This is a genomic window from Deinococcota bacterium, assembly GCA_030858465.1.
GTDB lineage: Bacteria > Deinococcota > Deinococci > Deinococcales > Trueperaceae > JALZLY01.
This window is the reverse complement of the sequence record JALZLY010000062.1, coordinates 1-9,465: the sequence shown is the minus strand read 5'-3', so window position 1 is coordinate 9,465 and position 9,465 is coordinate 1. Positions and strand designations below refer to the sequence as shown.

Below are 9,465 nucleotides of genomic sequence, written 5' to 3'. Positions count from 1 at the left end.
CCCTGTGCCCGGCGCGCCGCCGCCCTGAAGTCGCCCACGGCGGCGTCTCCTTCGGCGAACGCAAGGAGGGCGCTTCTCACCCTCTTTGCCAGAAACTCGCGGGTGCTGTAGACCCACTCCTCGAGCTCGGCGCCGAGCTCCGCCAGATAGAAGCCTTCCAAAAAGGCGCCGCCGTAGCCGCGGACGGCCACTGCCAGGGCGCCGGCCTCGAGCTCTGCTAGGAGCCGCACGGCGTCCGTCTCGACCGCGGCGCCGAGGCGCGCGCCCTCCGCAAGCGCCCCTGGCGCGCCCGCGCGCAGTTGCGAGAGGGCGACGCGCAGGCTGCCCATCGGCTCGGCCGCGCCCGGCCAGAACAGCTCGGCTAAGTGACGGCGGTCGTAAGCGCCCTCGAGCGCGAGGTAGGCGAGCAAGAGCAGCGGCTTGGGTCGCTTGAAGCGCGTTCCCAAGAGCGCCAGCCCGCCGAGCGTTTGCAGTTGCATAGGCTCATTATAGGGCGGTGACACCGCCCTGGTTACACGGGCTGCACAGCCGTTAACGCCTCGTTAACACCCTCCCTTCTATACTTCTTTCGTCTCTTGGAGACAAAGAAAATAGGGTAAAGAGAAAAGGTAAAGAGAAAAGGAGGCAGGTCATGGTGGTAAAAGGTTGGATTCGCGCTTTGGTGGTCGCCCTGCTGGCGGCGCAGGCACTCGCTCTCGCCGCTGAACAAGGGAGCGGGCCGCTGCTGTCGGGGCAGGTTGCCAACTGGGACCACGGCGAGGCGCAGCTCGCGGCGATGTCGTTCACGGAGGACGCGCCCCTGGGGACCATCGCCGAGGGGACCATCGCCGCGGACGGCGCGTTCGAGCTTGGCTTGCCCGCCGAGGTTCCCGCGGAGCTGCTTACCCGCTTGGACGCCACCGAAATCTGCCCGGAAGCCCCCGAGGGCCTGAGCCTCACGCCCGAGAGCTTCATGGGCGCGGGCGTCTTCGCGCTCGGCGTCTTGGAAGACGAGGCGATGACGGGCTTTATCGCCCAAGCGTCCTCCGAGGCGGTGGCGCTCGAGACAGAAGGCGCCGCCCAGGTCGGCGACTTCGCGGTCTTCTACGCCTACGCCACCGAGAGTGTCACCATCAGGGGAACGTGTGTGCGCGAGGGCGAGACCGAGGCCATCAACATAGACCTGCAGCAGGGCTGGAACACCCTCATCTCGACCTCGACCGAGGTGACGGACGGCGCCTCGAGCGCGATGGAGACGACCGTGGGCGAGGTGCCTACGGGCGCGGGTTGGTACTACATGGCCATGCCCGAGATGCCGGAAGGCGAGGGCGGCGCGTCCGAAGTCGTCTGGGCTGCCAGCACCGAGGGCGAGGGCATTCCCGAGGAGGTCGCGCCGGGTTACACTGTTTTCACCCTCGACAACGACGGCGAAGCGCCCTATACCCTGACGCTGTTCCGCCTCAAGGAAGGCGCCACCTTAGAAGCCTTCCAAGCTGCCAGCGCACGGATCGAAGAGGCCTTCGCTGAAGGCGGTGATGTCGTCACAGCCATCAACGAGGGCCTCGAGCTCGTCGACGTGGCGGGCGAGTTTGATGCCGAAGCGGGTGAGAGCAGCAGTTTCGGTGTGGTGTTAGAAGAGGGCGACTACGCGCTGGAAGGCAGCCCACAAAGCGAGGGTGTGGCCGAGCGCTTCTACCAGACCTTCACGGTCACGGGAGAAGCGCAGGCTGAAGCACCCGAAGCGGACGTGACGGTGCAGATGGTCGATTTTGCCTTTGCCTTCCCGCCCAATCTCACAGCAGGCGAGCAGCTCTGGCACGTCGTCAACAGCGGTCAACAACTGCATCATATCGTCCTCTTCAAACTGGGCGAGGGCATGAGCATGGATGACTTCACGGCCTGGATGGAAACCGAAGAGGGCGAGCCGCCCGGCGAACCCGCAGGCTACGTCGGCATCATGAGTGCTGGCGAGAGCAACTACCACACGCTCGAGCTGAGTGCTGGCGAGTACGTGGCCATCTGCTTCATGCCCGATCACCTAGGTGAAGCCACCGGCATGCCGCACTTCATGCTGGGCATGATGCAGAGCTTTACGGTCGCGGGAAACTAGGCTTTGGGCTTCGTGCGAACGCCCCTAAGATCAAGGGGCGTTCGCTATCTTGTGGAGGGATACCATGAAGTTGGACGATAGGCCTTACAAATGCTGGGCGCACAATCGCACCTCTGTGTTACTCCACGGGTTGATTGTGCTGCTGGTGTCGTGCGGTGGGGGTGGCGTGACCCCGCCCACCAACGACCCGCCACCCATTGACATCCCAGAACCCAAGCCACTCGAGGTGAGCGTCACGATGGATGAGAGCCGGGCGCTCAGCCGGAGCATCCCAGTCGGGGGCGGCACGCTGAGCCTCACCGCAGAGGACGGCGCCGTCTATACCCTAACCATCCCACCGGACGCGCTTCTGGAAGCGACCGACATCACCATGACTCCCATCTTGACCATCGAGGGCTCACCCATCAGTGGTGGGCGGCTCCTCGGCGTCGAGCTGAAGCCTCACGGCCTGCGGCTCAACGACCTCGCCACCCTGACGATCACCCTGCCGGGCGGCGGCACGGGAGAAGCCATCGCCTTTTCCGCCCAGGAGGGCCAAGAGTTCCACCTCTACCCGCTCGAGCTCGACCCCACGAGAGTTTCGCTCAAACTCATCCACTTCTCCGAGTACGGCGCCTACGTCCGGGGCGAGAACGACCCCATCCCCGTGAACGACCCGGAGGTGAGCGACACCGTCACCATAGAGATCATGCCCTTCGACTGGGAGGCGCAGCTCGAGCAGATGCTGGCCGACCTCGTCCGCAAGGAGCGCAGAGCGCAGCTCAAGGGTCAGGCGGGCGACCCGCAGTTCAATGCTAAGGTCGAGGCTATCGTGAACACGTTCTACGACAAGGTCGTCAAGGGCATGCTCGGCCAGATCGCCACGGACTGTGGCTACGCCGAGGCGAACATCTCCAAGGTGCTCGGCTGGAGCCGGGCCGTGAGCCTCTGGGGCCTGGACGAGAAGCTCGCGGCCAAGACGCGGGCGGTGAGCGAGGCCGCCCTCAAGGGCGCGGACAACTGCTGGAAGACCTCGGTGGGGGCCTGCATCGACCGGCAGAACACCGAGCAGCTCCGCAACGTCACCCGCCACGCCCGGCTCAACCAGATTATGGGCGGCGACCCGGCCAAGTACAATCCCGACGACCCGCGGCTGCGCTGCCCGGACCCCTGCGACGAAGCCCTCGCCGCGCCGAGCTGGGCGGGCTCCATCATCCTCTCCTATCAGCAGTCGGGCGAGGAGTCGACCGAAAACGGCACCGCGTCGGTCACTATCCTGAGAACGGCGGCAGTGCGCTTCACCCTGGACGAAAAGCTCGAGGACGCCCGGCCCTGGGCGGCGGGCTGGTGGGGTACCTTGACCGAGGGCACGGCGGAGATCTTCGACACGCATACCACCACCTCGCCGTGGGGGTCGCAACACTACGAGATCAAGGGCAGCGGAACTCCCAACCTGGGCAACAGAGGCCCGGTCAAGCTTTACCTCTCCGCGGACTGCACGGACTACACCTTCAAAGCCCACGTCTCGATTGACGCCAAGAACGACCACCTGAAAGGGAACGTCGCCCCCTCGACGGTCGCAGAGGTGGTGTTTTTCAGCATGCCCGCCCAGCGCCCGACACCGCGGCCGCTCGAGCTGGGCGGCAACGGGTTCTTTTCCGTTGAAAACAGGCAGGAGCCCCACGTCAACCTTGTGGGCGGCGGTACCTACCTCAGTGGCTACTCGAGCTTATTGAGAAACATGGTCGGCGCACAGAACATGGGCAAGGCCGATGTGGCCTGGGTCATCACGCCCACCAGCAGATGAAAGGAAATCACATGCACCGATCCGTCATCACCATCCTCCTGCTCCTCTTCGCCGCCGCCTGCAGCAGCCAGCCCGCGCCGGGCGGCAGGCCGGTCATCGAGAGCTTCACCGCCAACCCTGCCACCGTCGCGCCGGGGGACCAAAGCACGCTCGCCTGGCAGGTGACGGGGGCGACCAGCCTGAGCATCAGCCCCGGTGTCGGCCCGGTGACGGGCTCGAGCACGACCGTCACGCCCAGTCACACGACCGAATACACCCTCACCGCCGCCAACGCCGCCGGCGAGACGACCGACGCGACCAAAGTGACCGTCACCGGAACTGGGGATGGAGACGGTGATGGAGACGGTGATGGAGACGGTGATGGAGACGCCGCGCCCCTGCATAACACCATCGCCTACGCGCGCGGCAATGGCGACGAAATCCGGCTCGTCAGCCCGGACGGGACGGGCGACCGCCGCCTGTGGGCGCACGGCCTGGACGACCCCAGTGAACGCTACGAGGTCTGGAGCATGAGCTGGAGCCCCGACGCGCGGCAACTCGCCTTCGCCAGCACCCACGAGCGCGGCTGCTCGCTGTTTATAGCCGACATCTACACTGTAGACGCTGACGGCACCGACTACCGCCGCCTCACCCAGGGGCCAGCCTGCGCCGCCTTGAGCGCGTACCCCAAGGGCACGGTGCGGGTGCCGGTCCGCAACGACGGCTTCAGCTCGTTTTCGGGCTTTCTCTACTTCCAGGGTGCGCCCGGCGTGCAGCCGGTCAACCTGCCGCCGGGCGGCAGCGGGGTGGTGACCTTCGAAAACGTCGCCGACTTCGGGTCGGGGTTCCTGCAGGTCGCCACGGTCATCGCCCCCAACGACGCCTTCAACTTGCCTGACGCTCGAGCAATCCTCGGCGCTACCGCCACCGACGTTCAAGCGGGCGGCACGGTCACGACGGCCGAGGCGCGGGTGTCCATCCCCGCTGCCCCGTGGGAGGCGCGCTCGCCCAGCTGGAAATGGGACGGCTCGAGCCTGGGCTTCGTGCTCAACTTCAATGCTCTTCTGGAACTTCCGCCTGCACCGGAGCCGCTCGAATTCGGCAGCCGCCTCCTGGCCGAGAATGCAGAGACGCCCTTTCTGATCCTCTATGCGGCGCGCGGGCCGACCGCGGCGACGGCGAACCAGCTTCTCCACACGGGCTGGGGTCCGGGCGAGCCCACGACCATCCACCTCACGCCTGAGGGCGCGGCGACGGTCGGCGAGCCGCTCGTGTCCTTCACGTCTACCGAGTCCGTCTTCGGCCTGGCCTGGCTCCCCGACGGCTCGGGCTTCGCCTACTCGGTCACGGAGGGCGACTACTTCGGAGAGGACAGAAGCAGCAATCTGTTCGTCTACGACTTCGCTTCCGGCGAGGCCACCCGCCTGACTTCGCTCACTGGCGACTTCGTGAACCAGATCGGCGTATCGCCTGACGGCCAGCGCTTTGTTTTCGACCGGGCAGCGGAGTTCGACGTCACCACCGGGAAGCTCTCGGACCTCGACCTGTGGGTGGTCGACCGTGACGGCAGCGGTCTGGCACTGTTGGTCGAGGACGCCTATGCCCCAGCCTGGAGTTGGTAGGACCTGACGCCAGATCCTAGCCTCAGGTCCAGCTGTCACGCTGCCCCTTAGCTCTTCCCAAGGATGAAAGGGGCAGCGCTGTCATTTCAGAAAGACCGTAAAAATTCCCTCGCCACCCACCCGGCTGTATGGGGCGGCGGGCTCCTGCTCGAGCAAGCCCAGCCTGCACTCGGTGCATTCGAGAAGATAGCCAAGCAAGCTATCGGCCTCTGCGCTCTTTGCTTTCCCCGGCCGCTCTCGAGTCTAGCTCAGCGTCCGCGCACTCGCGCCAACAGCTCCTTTAAGGTCTTGTCGCCGAGGCGGCGCGCGTCGCAGGCTTGGCTGTTGCGACAGACACAGACATAGCGGTAACGGCGGCCCTGCGAGCCGGGCACCTCGGCGCGCATCAGCTCGGCGTCGCCGCGCAGGACGTTCATCTGGCAGATGTCGCAGCAGAGCTGGCTGCCGGCCTGGCCGGCGCGGCTGACGGAGGTGAAGACGAGCGCCTCGTGGCGTTTCAGGTCGGCGATGAGCAGGCGGCCGCCGGCCCCGCGTTCCATGCGGCACTCGCGCTCGCCGGGGATGAGCTCGCTCCGGGTGGCGGGAAAGAACTCGAGCACGATCTCCCGGGCGCTGTAGGTCTGCTGTGCTTCGTCACCCAACTGTGTCACCCATTGCTGTGTCAGCTATTGCTGTGTCAGCTATTACCGTGTTACTCATTCCTAGACTATACCCTGAACCCCGCCAAGACAAGCCTCGCCGTTTGCCGCGCCCAGCGGCGACGGGTTGCTTACCGGCCGCAAAGGGCGTGAGGGTCTCAGCCCCCTTGCAGGGCCCCACCGGGCGCATCGGGCGTGCGAAAGGCGCTCAGCAAGACCAGCACCAGCACCACCCCGGCCGCCGCCAAGGCGGCGGCCGCCACGGGTGGGTGGCCCTGCTGCGCGACGAAGATGCCCACGAAGGCCCAGACGAGGACGAGGTTGAAGGCCAGGTCGCGCCTGGTCACCAGGACCAGGGTGCCGATGGCCGTGGCCGCCGCCAGCATAAGAATCGTCCAGGTGGCGTCCGAGAGCCCCCAGCCGTCCCAGCCCAGACTGTAGAGCAAGGCGCTGGCGTTGGCGACCGTCGCCACGGTGATCCAGCCCAGATAGAGGCTGAAGGGCAGCCGCACCAGGAGCCTTTCCGCCCTGGGAACCTCCTCGCGCCCGCTGCCGAGGCGCAAGTAGATGAGGATGAGCAGAGCGAGCAAGGCCAGCATGACGGCGAGGCTCAGGGGCAGGCGGAGGGCGTGCCAGGCGAAGAGCCAGGCGATGTTCGCGGCACAGCTCAAGGCGAAGAGGTAGCCCACGCGCCTGAGCCGCAAGTTGGCGCGCTCCCTGGGCCTCGCCTGGTAGAGGGCGAAGCCGACGAGCCCTAAGTAGATGAGGCCCCAGATGCCAAAGACGTAGCCCGCCGGCACGAAGAGGATGGGAAAGCCGTCGGAGATCTCGCCGGTCGTGCGGCCGTAGAGCGGCAGCGCGTTGGCCAGCGCGTTCACGGCGATCACCGCCAGAACGGCAAGGACGTTGACGGCTTGCCGGACGAGGTCTCGAGCCGTACCCGGCATCTTATCCCTCCAGCGCCTTTATCAGGTTGGCCATCTCGATGGCCGCCACCGCCGCCTCGAAGCCCTTGTTGCCCGCTTTGGTGCCGGCGCGCTCCAGGGCCTGCTCGATGCTGTCCACGGTCAGGACGCCGAAGATGACCGGCACGCCGGTCTCCAGGGCGGCCGTGCTCACGCCGCTGATGACGGCGCTGCAGACGTAGTCGTAGTGGCTCGTCGCGCCGCGGATGACCGCGCCCAGGGTGATGACGGCGTGGTAGTCGCCGCTGGCGGCCAGCCTCTTGGCGACCACGGGAATCTCCACCGCGCCCGGCACCCAGACTACGGTGAGGCTGTCCTCGCTGCCGCCGTGGCGCCTGACGGCGTCGGCGGCGCCATCTAGGAGCCGCCGGGTGACAAGGTCATTGAAGCGGCTCGCCACCACCGCGAAGCTGAGACCGCCCGCGCTAAGCTGTCCTTCGATCACGTTCATACGATCACGTTCATACGATCACGTTCATAGCCATCCAGTCTACGCGCTACCGCGGCGCTTCGATCGCGACCGGCTCGCTGATTGTCCTCTCCCTCATCGCTCTCTCCTTCACCCGTCCTAGCGAGCGCGCATCAGGGCCTGAAGGTGTCCAAGACGATATCGTCCACCCGGCTCACGGCCGCGTAGCGCAGTTCGCCCTCGTCGCCGGGCTGGACGGTGAAGACGTTCCAGCCCTGGCGCAACTCGACGGTCGCGCCCCGGCCCGTCAGGGTGGCGTCCCGGTCGACGTAGAGCAGGACGTAGAAGCCGCCCGACTCGAGCGTGGCGATGCTGACGAAACCCGCGTCGGTGCCCGGCGTATAGGCGCCGCTGCCGTCGTTGTCGATGTAGACCTTGGTGACGGCGCGCGCGTAGTTGACCCCCTCGGGACTGACGCGGTATTCGCTCTGCAAGCCGGGCAGCGGCACGGCGCCGTCGCGCAGGGGCGCGAGCGGCTCCACCGCCGCCTGGGGCGCCGTCATGCTGAAGGTGCCCGCGACGAGGCCGGTGCTGGTCAGCTCGCCGAGGGTGTTGCCGTCCAAGTCGATGACGTGGACGCCGACCCGGCTGTTCTCGGGAATCTCGCCTTCCATCCTGACGAAGCCCTCGACCGTCACCGCCTGTTGCGCCGTGGCGCTCGCGGCCAGGAGCGAGAGCAGGGTAATCACGAAGATAACTGTCCTTTTCACCAGTCCTCCAAATCCGCTCAGCTTAACACGGCCGCGTGAGCCGCGCTTCCGCCCTCGTTCACAGGAGCTTCACAGCCCGTTCACGCAGGGACAACCATGCAATCTTCAATTCTCAACCCCGGTATCCCTCCGGGTGCCGCTGCTGCCAGCGCCAGGCCGAGGCGACGATGGCCCGGAGTTCGGGGTGCTCGGGCCGCCAGCCGAGATCGCGCGCGATCAGGCTCGAGTCCGCCACCAGGGCCGGCGGGTCGCCGGCGCGGCGGGGCTCCATGCGGGCAGGAATGTCGCGCCCGGTCACCTCGCGGCAGACCTCAAGAACCTCGCGCACCGAAAAGCCCTGGCCGTTGCCCAGGTTGTAGGCGCGCGCCTCGCCCTCGCCCAAGGCTTGGACGGCCAGGATGTGGGCCTGGGCCAGGTCCCAGACGTGGATGTAGTCGCGGACGCAGGTGCCGTCCTTGGTGTCGTAGTCGTCGCCGAAGACGGCGACCGCCTCGCGCTTGCCCTGCGCGACCTGGAGGACCAGGGGGATCAGGTGCGTCTCGGGCCGGTGGTCCTCGCCGCAGCTTTCGGTCGCCCCGGCGGCGTTGAAGTAGCGGAGCGTCACGTAGGCCAGGCCCTTGGTTTGGTGGAGCCAGGAGAGGACGCGCTCGATCATGTGCTTCGACTCGCCGTAGACGCTGCCGGGCTGCACCCGGGAGGTCTCGGGGATGGGCAGCCTGTCGGGCTGGCCGAAGAGGGCCGCGGTCGAGGAGAGGACGACCTTCCTGACGCCGTGCTCGAGCAAGGTTTCGAGCAGCCTCAAGCTGCCCACCGAATTGTTGTAGAAGTACTTGAAGGGGTCCTGCATCGACTCGCCGACCAGGGACGAGGCGGCGAAGTGCATGACCGCCTCGACCTCGTTCTCCTCCACGGCGTAGCCCACCATGTCGCGGTCGGTGATGTCGGCCAGGACGAAGCGCGCCTCAAGATGGACGGCGTCCCGGTGGCCGGTTGCGAGGTTGTCCAAAACGGTGACGCGGTGACCCCGGGCGATCAGCGCTTCTACGGTGACGCTGCCGATATAGCCCGCACCGCCGGTGACGAGGATGTTCATGGCCGCCAGTCTACCCGATTTCAGTGCCCTTCGGCCTGACGAGTTCGCGGGGGCGGTGTCAAGTTCCGGCAAATAGGCGAGAATAGACCCATGCCAAAAGAACCCACAGCGCAA

Annotated in this window: 9 protein-coding genes; 3 read left to right on the top strand and 6 right to left on the bottom strand. The window is 66.5% G+C overall.

Features of this window, described 5'->3' with window-relative positions; genetic code table 11:
• Nucleotides 1–479: SARP family transcriptional regulator (locus M3498_03195; protein MDQ3458301.1), on the bottom strand; the 479-nt coding region annotated here is incomplete at its 3' end.
• Nucleotides 480–631: 152 nt separating this feature from the next.
• Here M3498_03195 and M3498_03190 point away from each other — a divergent pair.
• The 3 genes from M3498_03190 (at nt 632) to M3498_03180 (ending at nt 5,476) form a co-directional block, all read left to right on the top strand.
• Complete coding sequence (locus M3498_03190) at nt 632–2,089, top strand: hypothetical protein (protein ID MDQ3458300.1); 1,458 nt, start codon at nt 632–634, stop codon at nt 2,087–2,089.
• 166 nt (nt 2,090–2,255) lie between these two features.
• Entirely contained in the window at nt 2,256–3,875 is a 1,620-nt protein-coding gene (locus M3498_03185; protein MDQ3458299.1) for a hypothetical protein, read from the top strand.
• An 11-nt stretch (nt 3,876–3,886) separates the two neighbouring features.
• Nucleotides 3,887–5,476, top strand: coding sequence for a Tol biopolymer transporter periplasmic protein (locus M3498_03180; GenBank protein MDQ3458298.1), 1,590 nt, complete (start codon nt 3,887–3,889; stop codon nt 5,474–5,476).
• A gap of 248 nt (nt 5,477–5,724) precedes the next feature.
• Here the strand turns inward: M3498_03180 and M3498_03175 are convergent, their stop codons facing one another.
• From M3498_03175 to galE, 5 genes are all read right to left on the bottom strand, one after another.
• Nucleotides 5,725–6,126 carry a hypothetical protein gene (locus M3498_03175; protein MDQ3458297.1) on the bottom strand — a complete coding sequence of 134 codons (402 nt, stop codon included), beginning with the start codon at nt 6,124–6,126 and terminating at the stop codon, nt 5,725–5,727.
• Between the two features lie 146 nt (nt 6,127–6,272).
• Nucleotides 6,273–7,061 carry a tryptophan-rich sensory protein gene (locus tag M3498_03170; protein ID MDQ3458296.1) on the bottom strand — a complete coding sequence of 263 codons (789 nt, stop codon included), beginning with the start codon at nt 7,059–7,061 and terminating at the stop codon, nt 6,273–6,275.
• 1 nt (nt 7,062) lies between these two features.
• Nucleotides 7,063–7,530: a 6,7-dimethyl-8-ribityllumazine synthase gene (ribE, locus tag M3498_03165; GenBank protein MDQ3458295.1), complete on the bottom strand. Its 468-nt coding sequence runs from the start codon at nt 7,528–7,530 to the stop codon at nt 7,063–7,065.
• 131 nt (nt 7,531–7,661) lie between these two features.
• Nucleotides 7,662–8,258 (bottom strand): hypothetical protein, encoded by a 597-nt coding sequence (locus tag M3498_03160; protein MDQ3458294.1) that lies wholly within the window; start codon nt 8,256–8,258, stop codon nt 7,662–7,664.
• Between the two features lie 112 nt (nt 8,259–8,370).
• The gene (gene galE, locus M3498_03155; protein ID MDQ3458293.1) at nt 8,371–9,351 is read right to left on the bottom strand and encodes a UDP-glucose 4-epimerase GalE; all 981 of its coding nucleotides are present in this window, start codon (nt 9,349–9,351) and stop codon (nt 8,371–8,373) included.
• Nucleotides 9,352–9,465: the final 114 nt, after the last annotated feature.

Excerpts from the sequence above, each read along its gene's own strand:
- M3498_03190 (MDQ3458300.1), top strand. The coding sequence starts at position 632 with ATGGTGGTAAAAGGTTGGATTCGCGCTTTGGTGGTCGCCCTGCTGGCG.
- M3498_03180 (MDQ3458298.1), top strand. The coding sequence starts at position 3,887 with ATGCACCGATCCGTCATCACCATCCTCCTGCTCCTCTTCGCCGCCGCC.
- M3498_03170 (MDQ3458296.1), bottom strand. The coding sequence starts at position 7,061 with ATGCCGGGTACGGCTCGAGACCTCGTCCGGCAAGCCGTCAACGTCCTT.
- ribE (MDQ3458295.1), bottom strand. The coding sequence starts at position 7,530 with ATGAACGTGATCGAAGGACAGCTTAGCGCGGGCGGTCTCAGCTTCGCG.
- galE (MDQ3458293.1), bottom strand. The coding sequence starts at position 9,351 with ATGAACATCCTCGTCACCGGCGGTGCGGGCTATATCGGCAGCGTCACC.